We start from the raw sequence: 15,874 nt of genomic DNA on the forward strand, positions 1-15,874 counted from the left end.
TGTCAGGTGCGGACTCCAGCTTCCACCATGACCACCCCTGCGGCCCGGGAATGCGGGGATGACCCCGGGGACGGTCCGGGTCCCCCTGACCGGCGACCCGCCCGCGCGGACGGCCGGCGCGACCCACGAGCGTCACCCAAGGCACCCGGTCCCCCGGTCACGCCCGGCACCGGGCCCCCGGCGTCGCGGTCGCGGGCCGGCCGGCCTGTCGGACGGACTGGCTAGAGTTCGTCTCTCGGCCGCCGGGTCCGGCGGCCCCGGGTACGGACACCGCCGGTGCTGCCTCCGGCGGGCGAGCGGAGGAAGCGATGGGCCGGCACACCACCGCCGAGCGCCGGCGCGGTGTGGCCGCCTGGCCGTTCGTCGTGCTGGCGGTCCTCGTGCTCGCTGCCGCGGCGACGGTGGTCTACCTGGTCACGCAACGCCGGCCGTCCACCGTCGCCGACTGCACGGCCACCGCGGTGCTGCCGGTGGTGGCGGCCCCGGCGGCCGTGCAGGGCGTGACCGCCGCCGCGCGGGAGTGGGACGACACGCACCCGGTGGCCCGCTCGACCTGCTTCACCGCGCAGGTGCGGCCGATGGCCGGCGAGGCGACGGCGCGGGCACTGGTGGCCGGCTGGCGCGGAGCCGGGACGTCCGGCGTTCCGGGTCCGGCGCTCTGGGTGGCCGACTCCTCGTCCGACGTGGCCACCGTCGACGCCGGCGCGCCGGCTGTGGTGGCCGGCCACTCCACCGTCCCGGTTGCGACGTCGCCGGCCGTGCTCGCCGTGACCACGGCCGCGGCGCCCGGCGTGCCGGGCGACCTGTCCTGGGCCGACCTCCCCTCGCTGGCCCAGCGCGGCACCGTCCGGCTCGCCCTGCCGCCGGTCGCGACCGACGACGCGTCGGCGGCCGCGGCGGCCTCGGTGGTGTACGGGGCGTCGGCCTCGGGCGGCGGCTCGGCGGGCGCTGGGCTGACCGTCGCGCAGGTGCGGTCGGCGGCCGGCCCGCTGCGCCGGCTCGGCGCCGCGGCGGTCGACCGTCCGGACACCGCGACGGCCGCTCTCGCCGCCCTGGCCGCCGGTGGCACCGGTACGGCGGTGCCGGCGCTGGAGTGGCAGCTCGCCCAGCTCCCGGCCGCGGCGGGCGGCCGGCTGCGCGCCGTGCACCCCGCCGGCCCGACGGCCGGTTCCGAGGTGCTGGCAGTGCCGGTGACGGCCGGGTGGGTGTCCGATGCGCAGGTGCAGGCGGCCGCCGCCTTCGACGCGTTCCTGTCCGGGCCGGCCGGCCGCCAGGCCCTTGCCGCCTCCGGGCTGCGGGTGCCCGGGACGCAGGTCGGCGCGGCGTCCGGGGACGGCACGGCCAGCACGGCCGTCCCGTCCGGCAGCACGGAGCCCCCCGGCGGCACGGCCCCGGCATCCGGCGGCACGGAGCCGTCCGGTCCGCCGGTCGCGGTGCTGCCGCTGCCGTCCGGGGCCGTCCGGCAGGAACTCGCCGCCCTGGTGCAGGGCTGACGCGGGCCTCCGGACGGCCGGCCGGCACCGGTCAGGCGTAGGCCTCGACCGGCGGGCAGGAGCAGACCAGGTTCCGGTCGCCGAAGGCCCCGTCGATCCGGCCGACCGGCGGGAAGTACTTGGTCGCGGCCTGCACCCCGGCCGGGAACACTGCCTCCGCCCGGGTGTACGGGTGCGGCCAGTCCCCGGCGAGCTCGCCGGCGGTGTGCGGGGCGCCCCGCAGCGGGCTGTCGGCGACGGCCCAGTCCCCCGCCTGCACCCGGTCGATCTCGGCCTTGATGGCGATCATGGCGTCGCAGAACCGGTTGATCTCGCCGAGGTCCTCGCTCTCGGTCGGCTCCACCATCAGCGTGCCGGCGACCGGGAACGACATCGTCGGGGCGTGGAAGCCGTAGTCGGCGAGCCGCTTGGCCACGTCGTCGACCGTCACGCCGGTGGCGGCGGTGATCGGCCGCAGGTCGAGGATGCACTCGTGCGCCACGAAGCCGTGGGCGTCGGTGTAGAGCACCGGGTAGTGCTCGTCCAGCCGCCGGGCGATGTAGTTGGCCGAGGCGATGGCGGTGAGGGTGGCGCGGCGCAGCCCGTCCGCGCCCATCATCCGGACGTACGCCCAGGAGATCGGCAGGATCGACGCCGAGCCCCACGGCGCGGCGGAGACCGCCCCGACCGAGCCGTCGCCGAACTCCGGCCGGTCCGCCCCCAGGTCCGCCGCGTCCGGCAGCCCGGCGAGCGGGTGTCCGGGCAGGAACGGCGCGAGGTGGGCGGCCACGGCCACCGGGCCGACGCCGGGCCCGCCGCCGCCGTGCGGGATGCAGAACGTCTTGTGCAGGTTCAGGTGCGACACGTCGCCGCCGAACGCGCCCGGGCTGGCCACCCCGACGAGCGCGTTGAGGTTGGCGCCGTCGACGTAGACCTGACCGCCGGCGTCGTGCACCACCTGCGCCAGCTCGGTGATCGTGGACTCGAACACGCCGTGCGTGGACGGGTACGTGACCATGATCGCCGCGAGGTCGTCGACGTGTGCCGCCGCCTTGGTCCGCAGGTCCGCCATGTCGACGTTGCCGCCGGCGTCGGTGGCCACCACGACGACCTTCATGCCCGCCATGACGGCGCTGGCGGCGTTCGTGCCGTGCGCGCTGGCGGGGATGAGGCACACCGTGCGGTGCTCGTCGCCGCGCGACCGGTGGTAGGCCCGGATGGCCAGCAGGCCGGACAGCTCGCCCTGCGAGCCGGCGTTGGGCTGCAGCGAGACCGCCGCGTACCCGGTGATCTCCACCAGCCAGCGCTCGAGCTGCTCGACCAGCTCGAGCAGGCCGGCCGCGTCCTCGACCGGCGCGAACGGGTGCAACCCGGCGAACTCCGGCCAGGTCACCGCCTCCATCTCGGCCGTGGCGTTCAGCTTCATAGTGCAGGACCCCAGCGGGATCATCGTCCGGTCCAGCGCCAGATCCTTGTCCGACAGCCGGCGCAGGTACCGCAGCATCGCCGTCTCGTTGCGGTACTCGTGGAACACCGGGTGGGTCAGGAACGGCGTGGTCCGCCGGTAGGCGACCTCGGGCGCCGCGGGGGTGCTGTGCAGGTCGCCGGCACCGGCGCCGAACGCGGCCAGCACGGCCTCGAGATGGGCGGCGGTGGTGGCCTCGGAGACGCTCACCTGCACGGCGTCGTCGCCGTCGGCCCAGACGTTGATGCCCCGCTCGCGCGCCGCGGCGCGGACCTGCCGGGCGCGGCCCGGCACGGCCACCCGGACGGTGTCGAAGAACTCCGCGTGCTGCACCGGCAGCCCGGCCGCGGCGAGCGCGCCGGCCAGCGCCCTGGCGTGCCCGTGCACCCGGCGGGCGATCGCGGCGAGCCCCTCGGGGCCGTGGTAGACGGCGTACATCGACGCCATCACCGCGAGCAGCACCTGGGCGGTGCAGATGTTGGACGTGGCCTTCTCGCGGCGGATGTGCTGCTCACGGGTCTGCAGCGCCAGCCTGTAGGCCGGGTCGCCGTGACTGTCGTGCGAGACGCCGACGAGCCGGCCCGGCAGCTGCCGCTGGATGTCCTTGCGCACGGCCATGAAGCCGGCGTGCGGGCCGCCGAAGCCCAGGGCCACGCCGAACCGCTGCGAGCTGCCGACGGCCACGTCGGCGCCGATCTCGCCCGGCGCGCGCAGCAGGGTCAGCGCCAGCAGGTCCGTGGCGACGACGACCTTGGCCTCCCGCCGGTGGGCCTCCGCGACCAGCTCGGCGTGGTCGCGCAGGGCACCCGAGGCGCCCGGGTAGGACAGCAGCACGCCGAAGAAGTCGCCCGGCGGCAGGGCGGCGGCCGTCCCGGACTTGCCGCCGAGGTCCGCCACGACGATCTCGATGCCCAGCGCCTCGGCGCGGGTGCGCACGACCGCCAGCGTCTGGGGAAGGGTGTCGGCGTCGACGACGAACCGCGCCGACTTGCTGCGAGCCGTGCGCCGGATCAGCGTCATGGCCTCCGCCGCGGCGGTGGCCTCGTCGAGCATCGAGGCGTTGGCGATGTCCAGGCCGGTCAGGTCGGCGACCGCGGTCTGGAAGTTGAGCAGCGCCTCGAGCCGACCCTGCGAGATCTCCGGCTGGTACGGCGTGTACGCCGTGTACCAGGCCGGGTTCTCGAGCACGTTGCGGCGGATCACCGGGGGCGTCAGGGTGTCGTGGTAGCCGAGCCCGATCATCTGCACCATCGGCCGGTTGCGGGTCGCGAGCGCCCGCAGCTCGGCGAGCGCCTGCGCCTCGGTGGCCGGCGGGGGCAGCTGCATCGGCGCCGTGCGGCGGATCGCCGCGGGCACAACCGCACGCTCCAGCGCGTCCAGGTCGGGCTGGTCCAGCGACTCCAGCAGGGCGCGGGTGCCGAGCTCGTCCGGGCCGATGTGCCGGCCGGCGAAGCTCTGCGGGTCGAGCGCGGCGGGCGCGGCGTAGTCGGTGTGGACGCCGTCGGTGTGGCTGATCGGGCTCATGGCACCTCGCGAGCTCAGGCCGGCGGCGGGCCGCCGTGCTGCCGAATCGGTGGAGGACGCGCCACGGCACCGGACGCGCCGGTACCGCGCTCCCCCTCTGTCATCGGTGCCTGAGAGCTTCGCCGGGCCGCGGCTTGCCCCTTCGGCGGGACCGGGACGGCGACGGGCACCGAGCTCGGTCCTCTTTCCAGAGGTGTCTGTCCCCCGCGGTGCTGGGCCTGAGAGTTTGGCGGGGAGAGTTGCTCCTTCGGCGTCCGTCCCGTGCGCCGCTGCGGGCGCCTGGGCCGGACTCTCCCGCGAGGGGTGATCGACCTCTCGATGCTAGCGCGGGGGCCGGGGCCGGCCCGGTCGCCGCCCCGTGGCCCGGGCCACAGGTGCGGGTGACGGCTCGTCGGGCGTCGGCACCTCGGGACGGCGCGTCAGCCCCGGTCGGCGGTGCGGGCGGCCACCAGGGTCTCGCGGGCCGCCGGTGCGGTGGTCAGCAGCGACGATCCCGGCTCGGCGTGCACCAGCGCCAGGTGGTGCTCGGCGTCGCGGTGCAGGTCCAGCTCGACCCGGACGCCGGTCTGCCGGGCCGCCATGACGCCCACTCCGAGGGTGGCGACCAGGCACACCGCGCCGGTGACGACCAGCGCGGCCGGCGCCCCCCAGTGCTGGGTGATGGCGCCGACGAGCACCGAGCCCAGCGGGGTGCTGCCCAGGAAGACGAGCATGTAGATGCTCATCACCCGGCCGCGCAGCTTCGGGTCGGTGGCCAGCTGCACCGTCGAGTTGCCGAGCGTGTTGAAGGTGACCGACACGAAGCCGGTGACCACCAGCAGCACGGCGAAGACCGGCAGCCAGCGGGCCAGCCCGAGCAGCAGCAGCAGCAGGCTGAACGCCGCCGCGGACAGGAACAGCCCGGCCAGCCGGCTGGTGGTCCGCCGGGCGGCGACCAGCGCGCCGACCACCGAGCCGGCGGCCATCGCGGTGTTCAGCAGGCCGTACAGGTCGGCGCCCGAGGTCCACACCTGCTTGGTGTAGGCGGACAGCACGATGGCGAAGTTGTAGCCGAAGGTCCCGAGGAAGAAGACGAGCACGATCGTCCACAGGATGTCCGGACGGCCGCGGACGTACCGCAGGCCCTCCCGCAGCTGACCCGGGCCGCGCGGCGCCGTCGGCTGCCGCTGCAGCTCCGCCGGACGCATCAGGAACAGGCCGGCCAGCACCGCCAGGTAGCTCGCCGCGTTTCCGGCGAAGGCCCACCCCGACCCGACGACGCTGATCACCACGCCGGCCACGGCCGGGCCGACCATCCGGGCCAGCTGGAAGTTGCCGGAGTTCAGGCTCACCGCGTTGCGGACCAGGCGGTGCGGCACCATCTCGTTGACGAAGGTCTGCCGCGCCGGGTTGTCGACGACGGTGGCCAGGCCCAGCCCGAGGGCGACCAGGTAGACGTGCCAGGTCTGCACCACGCCGGTCAGCGTCAGCACCGCGAGCACGAGGGCGAGCAGGCCCATCGACGACTGGGTCATCAGCAGCAGCCGGCGCTTGGGGTACCGGTCCGCGATCAGGCCGCCGAACAGACCGAAGAAGAGCATGGGTCCGAACTGCAGCGCCGTCGTGACGCCGACGGCGAACGGCGAGTCGGTCAGCTGCAGGACCAGCCAGTCCTGGGCGATGCGCTGCATCCAGGTGCCGGTGTTCGAGACCACCTGGCCGAGGAAGAAGAGCCGGTAGTTGCGGACCCGGAGCGCGGCGAACATGCCGACGCGCTCGTCGCCGGCCTGCGTCGGGCCGTCCGTCCCGCCACCGGCCGTACGCGCTGTGCCGGCCGTGCCGGCTCCGCCGGCCGTACCGGCCGAGTCGCTGTCGGTGTCGGGTAGGCCGTCGGAGGCGCGGGCGGCGGCGACGTCGGCGCCCGCACGCCCGGCGGGGACGCCCACGCGCACGTCGACGGCGGGCTCGGCGGCCGGCTCCGACGCGGGCTGGGACGCCGGCTCGGACGTGGACTGGGAGGCCGGCTCGGACGTGGGCTCGGCGGGACCCGGTGCGGTGGGGCGGGTCAGCCGTTCGGGGGCGGCGGTCACGGCAGGTCCGCCAGCGCGGACAGCGCCGGGGTCGCCGCCGCCAGCAGGCGCTGCTGGTCGGCGTCGAGCCGGCCGACGTGGTCGGCGAGCCACGCCGTGCGCAGCCGCCGGGACCGCTCGATGAACTCCTCACCCTCCGGCGTCCTGCGCAGCAGGACCTGCCGGCGGTCGTCCGGGTGCGGGTCCCGCCGGATGAAGCCGCGGGCCTCGAGGCGCTCGACGATCCGCGTCATCGAGGGGGGCTGCACGTGCTCGGCCCGGGCGAGCGCACCGGGGGTGACCGGGCCTTCCCGGCTGATCCGTCCGAGGACCGCGGCCTCGGACGGCGAGAGCTCGGTGCCCTCCTGCTGGTGTCGCATGCGGCGCGAGATGATCAGCACCGCGTGCCGCAGCGCCGCCACGGTGTCCATGTCCAGAACGTCGGTGGCGGTCGTCGGCATACCGTTAGTCTACCTCACATGTAGCCCGGCGAAACATGTCGCCGGCTGCGAGGCACCGGTGGTGCGGGACGGCGGAGTCAGGTCGCCGACGACGTCCGTGGGGCCGTCGAGGGCACCGCGTCGCGGTCCGCACGAGCGGGACGGCGGGCGGACGGCCGGCGGCGACGGGCGCGATGCTGAGGGCGCAGCAGCCGGCGCGGGGCGCCGGCGCCGGATGCGACGGTGTGCGGAAGCTCAGCCGGCGTGCCGCGCCTGGCGGCGGCGTGCCAGCTCGTCCTGGGCGACGGGAACCACCCGGTCACCCTCCACCCGCTCGGCCGGGAACTCGGCGAGCGTGCCGGTGACCTCGCGCATGGTGCCGCCCACGGCGATGCCGAACACGCCCTGGCCGCCCTGCAGCAGGTCGACGATCTCCTCCGGCGACGTGCACTCGTAGACCGAGGCACCGTCGGAGAACAGGGTCACGCCGGCGAGCGACTCGACGCCGCGCACCCGGAGGTGGTCGACGGCGACGCGGATGTTCTGCAGCGAGACACCGGTGTCCAGCAGCCGCTTGACCACCTTGAGGACCAGGATGTCCTTGAACGAGTAGAGCCGCTGGGTGCCGGAGCCGCTGGCGTCGCGCACGGTGGGGACGACCAGCCCGGTCCGCGCCCAGTAGTCCAGCTGCCGGTAGGTGATCCCGGCGGCCTGGCACGCCGTGGTGCCCCGGTACCCGACCATCTCGTCCGGTACCGAGTCGTCCGGGAAGAGGGCTTCCTGACCGCTCTCGCGCATCCCGCAACCTCTCCGCTCACGCCGTCCGTCCACAGCGTCGACGCCGCACCGTCGGTGCGACTCGGCCCGATCACGGATCGGTCGACGCGCCACCCGCGGTGCGGACGACAGCCCCGACGAGCGGGACAGTCACCGAACTACACCGGCGTGACTCGTTGACGGTAGGCGTGCTCCCCCGTCGGGTCAACGATCCACGCCGAAGGCTCTCAACCTCGACTTCACGGTTACGGACGGCCACGGCGGCGCACCCGAACGGGTCCGCGACCGGGACGCGGGTTTCCAGCGCCGGCCGCGGGCGGCCGGAACCGCGGCTACTCAGCCCTTCTCGCCGCCGAAGTCCTCGGGCGAGACCGAGTCCAGGAACTCGCGGAAGCGCTCGACCTCCTCCTCGGCGGCCTCGGGGCTCTCGGCCTCGTCGGCGTCCTCGGCGTCGGACTCGCCGTCGACCGGGACGATCACGCCCGCCTCGTCCAGCACCGCCTCCTCGACGAACACCGGGATGTCGGCGCGGACGGCCAGGGCGACGGCGTCGGACGGCCGGGCGGAGACGGTGGTGCCGTCGTCGAACGCCAGCTCGCCGAAGTACGTGCCCTCGCGGAAGTCGACGACCCGGACCTGCTCCACCTTGCGGCCGAGCGCCGTGATCACGTTGCCGAGGAGGTCGTGGGTGAGGGGACGCGGCGGCCGCATGCCCTCCAGGTGCATGGCGATGGCGTTGGCCTCGACCTGCCCGATCACGATCGGCAGACTCCGCGGGCCGGACACCTCGGCCAGCAGCAGGATGGGCTGCTGGTTGGTCATCTCGACCCGGACGCCGACGATGCGCATCTCGATCATGCCGGTGGCCTTTCTGCTCCGTCCAGACGCTACACGCCGGGAACGCCGGGCGGGCGGGACGGACGCCCGGGTCGCGCTGTGCGGGAAGCGATCCGGGGTCAGCGGCCGAGCTCGCGCCGCAGCGCCGCCTTGACCAGCAGCGCGTGCAGCCGCAGCACGACCGCGGCCAGCTCGGTGGCCTCGGCGCCGGCGCGCTCGCGGGCGTCCGGGTCGCGCTGGCGGGCCTGGGCCGACACCAGCTGGGCGACCAGCGCGGACTCCCGCTCGGCCGCGGTGCGGAACGGCCGCAGGTGCCGCGGCTCGAGGCCGGCGGCGAGCAGCTCGGCGACCGTGGTGGCCAGCACCGCGGCGTCCGCGTCGTACCACCCGCCCGACCGCGGGGCGAGCAGGCCGTACTGCTCCAGCTCGGTCAGGTCCGCGTCGGTCAACCCCGACTCGCTGCGCAGCTCCGCCCGGGTCATCCGGACCTCGGCCGCCGGGGCCAGGTCGGCCGGCGCCGGGCCGCCGGCGACGGCGAGCGCGCGCGGCAGCCGGGGGCTCGGGGTCGCCGGTTCCAGGCCGCGGTCGATGGCGTCGAGCTGGTCCTTGATCACCCGCAGCGGCAGGTAGTGGTCCCGCTGCGCCGCGAGAACGTAGCGCAGCCGGTCGACGTCGGTGCTGGAGAACTGCCGGTACCCCGACGGCGTCCGGTGCGGGGTGATCAGGCCCTCGGACTCCAGGTACCGGATCTTGGAGATCGAGATGTCCGGGAACTCGGGCTTCAGGCGGGCCAGGACGCTGCCGATGCTCATCATGCCGGAGGACGGGAGACCCGCGGCCGTCATGACGAGCGGGCGCCCTCGGGCTGGCTGCCGGTCAGGAACACCAACCGGAACTTGCCGATCTGCACCTCGTCGCCGTTGGTCAGGGCGGAGGTCTCGATCGGCTCCCGGTTGACGTAGGTGCCGTTCAGCGACCCGACGTCGGAGACCTCGAAACCGTTGCCGGTGCGCCGGAACTCGGCATGCCGGCGGGACACGGTGACGTCGTCGAGGAAGATGTCGCTCTGCGGGTGCCGGCCGGCGCTGACGACGTCCTTGTCGAGCGGGAACCGGGATCCGGCGTTCGGCCCGCGCTTGACCACGAGCAACGCCGAGTCGGACGACAGCGCGTCGAGGCCGCCCTCCGGGGCGCGCTGCACGTCGACGGCCTCGGTCTCGGCGGTCGGGAAGAGGCCGGCGGGGAACACCGTCGTGGTGTCACCGGACTGACCTGCGCCGGCGGTCCCGCCCCAGGGCGCGGGCCCACGGCGATCGGCGAAGTCACTGTCAGACACGTGGCACTCCTCTTCCTCCGTCGCAGTCGGACCGGCCTGGCGCGGCTGGGCCATCCCACGTCGACCGGGAGCCGGCTCGCGCGGGCGGTCGTGCTGACGACCGTACCGTGCGTGGGACGGCGCTCACACCGTGGCGCCGGAGATCGCATCCGGCAGCGCGGGCCGGCGCGGACCGGCCGGGGCGCGAGGTGTCAGCCCTTGCCGACGATCTCGGCGTAACCGGCGGCGTCGAGCAGGCCGGACAGCTCGCCCGGGTCGGACAGCTGCACCTCGATCATCCAGCCGTCGCCGTAGGGGTCGGAGTTGACCAGCTCGGGCGTGCTGTCCAGGGCGTCGTTGCGGGCCACGACCGTGCCCGAGACGGGGGCGAAGACGTCCGAGACGGACTTGGTCGACTCGACCTCGCCGAGCGCGTCCCCGGTCGCCACGGTGGTGCCGAGCTCGGGCAGCTGCACGAAGACGATGTCGCCGAGCGAGTTCTGGGCGTAGTCGGTGATACCGATCCGGACGGTGTCGGTGTCGCTGTCGCCGTTCCCGGCGGCGTCCGGTCCGGCGGGCCGGATCCACTCGTGGTCGGAGCTGTAGTGCAGGTCCTGCGGGATCACGGGTCCTCCTCGTCGGCACCGGCGGCCGCGCCGGGTGGCGGGCACCGGACGGTGCGGCGGCACGGGGTCGTCACCTCTCCCGGGCCGGGCGGCCCTCCGGGCCGCCGGCCGGCCGAGCGTAGAGGGGCGCGTCGCGGCGCGGCAAGGCCGCCGCGCCGCGCCCGGCGACGGGCCGGATGCCGCCGTGCGTCGCGGGATCCGGCGGGTCAGCCGGCGGACACCGGCGGCCGCAGCGGTGTCGACCGCATCACCCACCGGACCTGTTGCAGGTACATCCATCCCGACCACAGGTAGAGCAGGATCCCCCAGGCCGTGAAGGCCACCGCGACCGGCAGCGCCACGTGGCACACGACGTTGTCGACCTGGCCGAGCAGCAGCATCGGCAGCCCGTAGAGCAGGCAGAAGGTCGCCGCCTTGCCGACGTAGTTGACGGGCAGCGCGACGTACCCGTGCCGGCGGACCAACCGCAGGCCGACGGTGAGCACCAGGTCGCGGCCCACCAGCAGTGCCGCGGCCCACCAGGGCAGGAAGTCGCGCAGCACGTACCCGACGAGCGCGGCGAAGATGTAGAGCCGGTCGGCCAGCGGATCGAGCAGTTCCCCCAGCCGCGAGTACTGGCCGAGCAGCCGGGCCAGCTTGCCGTCGGCCCAGTCGGTGACGGCGCTGACCGCCAGCACGACGATCGCCCAGCCGTCGGCGTGCGGCCCGAGCAGGAGCCAGAGGAACAGCGGCACGCCCAGCAGCCGCAGGAACGACAGCAGGTTCGGCACGGTCCAGATCCGGTCGAACACGCCCTCCGGGATCGGGGATGCGACGCCTTCGCCCACCGTGCCTCCGTCCGTGCGCCCGCGTCGTGCTCCGCGCTGCCGGCGCGGCGACCGTCGACCGGCCCCGCGCGGTGGCGAGTCTAGGGGTCCCCGTCGCGGCCGGCCCCCTGCTGCGGCACGCGCCGGTCCCCGGGCGCGGACGGTCAGCGCTCCAGCAGCAGCAGGCCGTAGGCGGTGATGGTGGTGGCGTCGACGATGCCGCCGCTGCGGATCAGCCGGCGGAGCTCGCCCTCGTCGACGGCCCGGTGCTCCATGTCCGCCTCGGTCTCCTCGCGGGCGTGCGGGCCCGGGGTGAGCCCGGTGGCGTGGAACACGTCGAAGCCCTGCGAGCAGAAGCCCGGCGCCTCGTACAGCCGGCCCAGGTGGCGCCAGCCGGTCGCGGTCAGCCCGGTCTCCTCGGCGAGCTCGGCCTGGGCCAGCTCGAGGGCCGTGCCGCCCTTGCCCGGCGGCCAGCCGCCCATCGGAAACTCCAGCGAGCGGCGGCGGATCGGGTAGCGGAACTGCTCGACCAGGTGGAACAGCCCGTCCTGCTCCGCGACGACGAGGGCGAAGTCCGGCTTGTCGACGACGCCGTAGGTGCCGCCGCTGCCGTCCTCCCGGACGAAGTCGTCCGAGCGGACCTGCATCCACGGGTTGGCGAAGGCGACGGTGCTGCGCACCGGCCGCATCTCGCCGGCGACCCACCGGCCGCCGCCGGCCGCCGCGGACAGGCTCACTCGGCCGGCTCGCCGAGCTCGGCGCCGTCCGGGACCGTGCCGCTGGAACCGTCCTCGCCGACCACCGCGACCCCGCGGACCCGCACGTCGCGACCGAAGGTCCAGTCGCCGCGGACGGTGAGCCGCTCGCAGCGCACCAGCGACGGCGAGCCGGCGGGGAACCGCTCGTCGAAGTCGTGCACCAGCTTGTAGGGGCCGGACAGGTCGACCAGCGGCGCGGCCGTGCGGGACGGGTCGAGCGCCAGTTCGGCATCCGGGGACAGCCGGTAGGCGTCCGAGCGCACGACCAGGAGGTCGGCCGTGGTCTTGACCGGGACGAACCGGGACCGCTGGACCTCGATGGCCGAGGCGCCGGGGAAGACGCCGATCGCCGACCCCATGGCCGTCTCGATCTGCACGACCTCGGGGGACGACGGGTCGCTCGGGTCGACGGTCTTGACGTTCCGGATGATCGGCAGGTCGAGCACGCCGTCGCCGTCCCGCAGGGTGTCCCGCAGCGCGGACAGGTCCAGCCACAGGTTGTTGGTGTTGAAGTAGCGGTGCCGGTCGACGTCGGCGAAGGCATCGGCGTCCTCCGGAGCCGTCTGCGCCGACTCGCGCAGCACCAGCTGGCCGTCGGACCGCCGGCGAGCCAGGTGCCCTCCCTTGCGGTCGGCCGCGGTGCGCCGGCAGTACTCGGCGGCGAACGGGCTGCCGGACCCGGCGAACCAGGCCGCCAGCCGCGGGTCCGGGCGGGCCCCGAGGTTGTCGGAGTTCGAGACGAACAGGTGGCGGTAGCCCCGGTCGAGCAGCGCGTCCAGCGCGCCGGACGCCACCAGCGCGGTGTAGATGTCGCCGTGCCCGGGCGGGCACCACTCGAGGTCCGGGTCGACGGGCCAGGACACCGGCTGCAGGTCGTCGGCGCGGAGCTTGGGCTCGCGGTTCTGCAGGAAGTCCAGCGGGAGCCCGTCGACCGGCAGATCCGGGTACCGGGCGAGCGCCGCGAGGCTGTCCCGCTGGGTGCGGAAGCTGTTCATCAGCAGCAGCGGCAGCTCGACGCCGTACTCGGCGCGCAGCGCCAGCACCTGCCGGGCGAGGACGTCGAGGAAGGTCGTGTCGTCCCGCACCGGCAGCAGCGACTTGGCGCGGTCCATGCCCATCGACGTGCCGAGGCCGCCGTTGAGCTTGACCACGGCGGTCCGGGCCAGGGCCCCTCGCGCGGCGTCGGCGTCCAGGTCCAGGTCCGCCAGCCTGGGCAGTTCGGTGACCGGCTCGAGATCCGCCTCGGCCAGCAGTCCGGTCTCCCCCGCCGCGAGCTGCCGGTAGGAGTGCACGAAGGCGGCGATGGCACCCGGGTGGACGTCCGCCCGCTCCATCAGCGCGACGGCGGCATCAGGTCCCTCTGTGGCCGGCATCTTGCAGATCGTAGTCAGCGGGGGCGGGTCGCCCGGGCGTCGCTCAGCCCGCGCCGCCGCGGACGTGCTCGAAGATCAGGTTCGTCTCGGTGAGCGCCACCTCGTCGTGCGCGGACAGCTCGTCCACCACGAAGTCGCGCAGCGCCGCCGCGTCGGCCGTGGCCACGTGCAGCAGGAAGTCGTCCGCCCCGGCCAGGAAGTACACGTCCACCACCTCCGGCCGCCGGCGCACCCGCTCGGTGAAGAGGGTCATCCGGCTCCGGGCACCGGCCTGCACCCGGACCGCGATCATCGCCTGCAGCGGCCGGCCGAGCGCCGCCGGGTCGATGTCGGCGTGGTAGCCGCGGATGACGCCGCGGTCGCGCAGCGCCCGGACCCGCGCCAGGCAGGTCGACGCCGCGACGCCGACCTGTGCGGCCAGCGCGTTGTTCGGTGTCCGGGCGTCGGCGGCCAGGACCGCGACGATGCGCCGGTCCACCTCGTCGAGCCCGTCGGTGGCGGGCGGCCGGGGCGGCGGTCCGGGAGCCCGGCGCCCGTCGGGTCGAAGATCCTGCGGCGGCGGGACGGTGGTGGACCCCACTCCCGTCCGTTCGGCGGTCACCGCTCGACCGTACCGAACAAGCTGCGGATCTCTTCCGCTCCGAACGCGCCAAGTTCAGGCTTGTCGCGTTCCGGGTCGGTCCGTCCGACCTGTCCGCGGGCACCGCCCGCCCGTCGTGGAGGCACAGATGCGCATCGGTGTTCCGGCCGAGGTCAAGAACCGCGAGTACCGGGTGGCCCTGACCCCCGCGGGCGCGCACCAGCTCGCCGAGCGCGGCCACGAGGTGCTCGTGCAGTCCGGCGCCGGCGCCGGGTCGCGGATCAGCGACGACGAGTTCAGCGCTGCCGGCGCCCGGGTGGTGCCGACGGCGGAGGACGCCTGGTCCGCCGAGATGGTGGTCAAGGTCAAGGAGCCGGTGGCGTCGGAGTACCCGCTGCTGCGGCCCGACCTGCTGCTGTTCACCTACCTGCACCTGGCCGCCGACCGACCGCTGACCGACCGCCTATTGGCCGCCGCGACGACGTCCGTCGCCTACGAGACCGTGCAGCTGCCGGACCGGTCGCTGCCGCTGCTGGCGCCGATGAGCGAGATCGCCGGCCGGATGGCGCCGCTGGTCGGCGCGTACCACCTGATGCGCAACGAGGGCGGCCGCGGCGTCCTGCTCGGCGGCGTGCCCGGTGTCGAGAACGGCAAGGTGGTCGTGCTCGGTGGCGGGGTCGCCGGCATGCACGCGGCCATCATCGCGCAGGGCATGCGGGCGGACGTCACCGTCATCGACCTGTCGCTGCCCACGTTGCGGCGGCTGGACGTGCAGTTCCACGGCGGCGTGAAGACCATCGCCTCGAACGCGTACAACATCGCGCAGGCGGTCCGGGACGCGGACCTGGTGATCGGCTCGGTGCTGATCCCGGGCGCCAAGGCGCCGAAGCTGGTCACCAACGACCTGGTCGCGCAGATGCGCGAGGGCTCGGTGCTGGTCGACATCGCGGTCGACCAGGGCGGGTGCTTCGAGGACACCCGCCCGACGACCCACGACGAGCCGACCTTCCAGGTGCACGGATCCGTCTTCTACTGCGTGGCCAACATGCCGGGGGCCGTGCCGCGCAGCTCCACGTTCGCGCTGACCAACGCGACGCTGCCGTACGTGACCGCGCTCGCCGACCGCGGCTGGCGGGCGGCCCTGGGCGCGGACGCCGCGCTCGCCGCCGGGCTGACCACGCACGCCGGCGAGCTCGCCAGCGCACCGGTGGGCCAGGCCCACGGGTTGCCGGCCACCTCGCCCGCGGCGCTGCTGGCCTGAGCCGGCGGCACTGCTGGCCCGAGCCGGCTGCACTGCCGGCCCGAGCCGGCTGCACTGCTGGCCCGAGGCCGCCGCGCCCCGCTCCCGTGCCGAGCCGGCCCTGGCCGGTCAGGCGAGGGCGGCGTCCAGGGTGATGTCGACGCCCGCCAGTGCCTTGGACACCGGGCAGGTGTCCTTGGCGGTCTCGGCCGCCCTGGCGAACCCCGCGGCGTCCATGTCCTCGACCTGCCCGCGGACGGTGAGCTTGATGCCGGTCAACCGGAAACCGCCGGCCGGGTCCGGACCCAGGCTCACCGCGGCGTCGGCCACCAGGCTTTTCGGGGTGCCGCCGGCCTCGGCGATCACCGCGGACAGCTGCATGCAGTAGCACGACGTGTGGGCCGCGGCGACGAGCTCCTCGGGGCTGGTGACCCCGCCCGCGTCGTCGGCGGCGCGGCGCGGGAACGACACGTCGTAGCTGCCGACGCCGGAGCTGGACAGGGTGACGCGGCCGCTGCCCTCCTGCAGGCTGCCGGTCCACTCGGTGCGGGCGATGCGGGTGGCCATCTCGCTGTCCTCTCGTCGGCGCCGCGGGCGGTGCGACCGGGAAACG

General features: G+C 74.9%; 15 protein-coding genes and 2 riboswitches. Of the genes, 2 read left to right on the forward strand and 13 right to left on the reverse strand.

The genetic code is table 11. The annotated features are described in order from the left end of the window. The first annotated feature begins 308 nt into the window (after window positions 1-308). Window positions 309-1,493, forward strand: a complete 1,185-nt coding sequence (locus tag IEY37_RS17840; RefSeq protein ID WP_188944028.1) for a hypothetical protein — start codon at window positions 309-311, stop codon at window positions 1,491-1,493. 31 nt (window positions 1,494-1,524) lie between these two features. On the opposite strand, the gene gcvP is transcribed toward IEY37_RS17840, so the two are convergent. The 12 genes from gcvP to IEY37_RS17900 all read right to left on the reverse strand — a co-directional run bounded on the left by gcvP (window position 1,525) and on the right by IEY37_RS17900 (window position 14,042). Then, window positions 1,525-4,461 (reverse strand): aminomethyl-transferring glycine dehydrogenase, encoded by a 2,937-nt coding sequence (gcvP, locus tag IEY37_RS17845; RefSeq protein ID WP_188944030.1) that lies wholly within the window; start codon window positions 4,459-4,461, stop codon window positions 1,525-1,527. 87 nt (window positions 4,462-4,548) lie between these two features. After that, a riboswitch (glycine riboswitch) is annotated at window positions 4,549-4,658 on the reverse strand. Further along, window positions 4,659-4,768: riboswitch (glycine riboswitch) on the reverse strand. Window positions 4,769-4,880: 112 nt separating this feature from the next. Then, complete coding sequence (locus IEY37_RS17850) at window positions 4,881-6,206, reverse strand: MFS transporter (protein ID WP_188944143.1); 1,326 nt, start codon at window positions 6,204-6,206, stop codon at window positions 4,881-4,883. 320 nt (window positions 6,207-6,526) lie between these two features. Beyond that, the gene (locus IEY37_RS17855; protein WP_188944033.1) at window positions 6,527-6,970 is read right to left on the reverse strand and encodes a MarR family winged helix-turn-helix transcriptional regulator; all 444 of its coding nucleotides are present in this window, start codon (window positions 6,968-6,970) and stop codon (window positions 6,527-6,529) included. Between the two features lie 234 nt (window positions 6,971-7,204). After that, window positions 7,205-7,747: a MerR family transcriptional regulator gene (locus tag IEY37_RS17860; RefSeq protein WP_188944035.1), complete on the reverse strand. Its 543-nt coding sequence runs from the start codon at window positions 7,745-7,747 to the stop codon at window positions 7,205-7,207. 315 nt (window positions 7,748-8,062) lie between these two features. Then, window positions 8,063-8,584 carry a bifunctional nuclease family protein gene (locus tag IEY37_RS17865; protein WP_188944037.1) on the reverse strand — a complete coding sequence of 174 codons (522 nt, stop codon included), beginning with the start codon at window positions 8,582-8,584 and terminating at the stop codon, window positions 8,063-8,065. A gap of 98 nt (window positions 8,585-8,682) precedes the next feature. Next, window positions 8,683-9,408, reverse strand: a complete 726-nt coding sequence (gene ftsR / locus IEY37_RS17870; protein WP_188944039.1) for a transcriptional regulator FtsR — start codon at window positions 9,406-9,408, stop codon at window positions 8,683-8,685. Then, complete coding sequence (gene odhI, locus IEY37_RS17875) at window positions 9,405-9,812, reverse strand: oxoglutarate dehydrogenase inhibitor Odhl (protein ID WP_188944145.1); 408 nt, start codon at window positions 9,810-9,812, stop codon at window positions 9,405-9,407. Before odhI ends, ftsR begins: the two co-directional genes overlap by 4 nt. A 278-nt stretch (window positions 9,813-10,090) precedes the next feature. Then, the gene (gene gcvH / locus IEY37_RS17880; protein WP_188944041.1) at window positions 10,091-10,504 is read right to left on the reverse strand and encodes a glycine cleavage system protein GcvH; all 414 of its coding nucleotides are present in this window, start codon (window positions 10,502-10,504) and stop codon (window positions 10,091-10,093) included. A 206-nt stretch (window positions 10,505-10,710) separates the two neighbouring features. Then, entirely contained in the window at window positions 10,711-11,331 is a 621-nt protein-coding gene (gene clsA / locus IEY37_RS17885; protein ID WP_188944043.1) for a cardiolipin synthase ClsA, read from the reverse strand. A 143-nt stretch (window positions 11,332-11,474) separates the two neighbouring features. After that, window positions 11,475-11,999 carry an NUDIX hydrolase gene (locus tag IEY37_RS17890; protein WP_188944147.1) on the reverse strand — a complete coding sequence of 175 codons (525 nt, stop codon included), beginning with the start codon at window positions 11,997-11,999 and terminating at the stop codon, window positions 11,475-11,477. Window positions 12,000-12,043: 44 nt separating this feature from the next. Beyond that, a complete protein-coding gene (locus IEY37_RS17895; RefSeq protein WP_229674605.1) occupies window positions 12,044-13,441 on the reverse strand; it encodes a UTP--glucose-1-phosphate uridylyltransferase in 1,398 nt (465 codons plus the stop codon). 43 nt (window positions 13,442-13,484) lie between these two features. Next, on the reverse strand, window positions 13,485-14,042 hold the full coding sequence (locus IEY37_RS17900; RefSeq protein WP_229674606.1) for an Lrp/AsnC family transcriptional regulator: 558 nt from the start codon (window positions 14,040-14,042) through the stop codon (window positions 13,485-13,487). Window positions 14,043-14,169: 127 nt separating this feature from the next. Here IEY37_RS17900 and ald point away from each other — a divergent pair, with 127 nt between their 5' ends. After that, window positions 14,170-15,282 (forward strand): alanine dehydrogenase, encoded by a 1,113-nt coding sequence (ald, locus tag IEY37_RS17905; protein WP_188944045.1) that lies wholly within the window; start codon window positions 14,170-14,172, stop codon window positions 15,280-15,282. A 108-nt stretch (window positions 15,283-15,390) separates the two neighbouring features. On the opposite strand, the gene IEY37_RS17910 is transcribed toward ald, so the two are convergent. Beyond that, window positions 15,391-15,828 carry an OsmC family peroxiredoxin gene (locus tag IEY37_RS17910; RefSeq protein ID WP_188944047.1) on the reverse strand — a complete coding sequence of 146 codons (438 nt, stop codon included), beginning with the start codon at window positions 15,826-15,828 and terminating at the stop codon, window positions 15,391-15,393. Window positions 15,829-15,874 lie beyond the last annotated feature (46 nt).

The sequence above is a fragment of the Nakamurella endophytica genome, assembly GCF_014646215.1.
GTDB classification, from domain to species: Bacteria; Actinomycetota; Actinomycetes; order Mycobacteriales; family Nakamurellaceae; genus Nakamurella; species Nakamurella endophytica.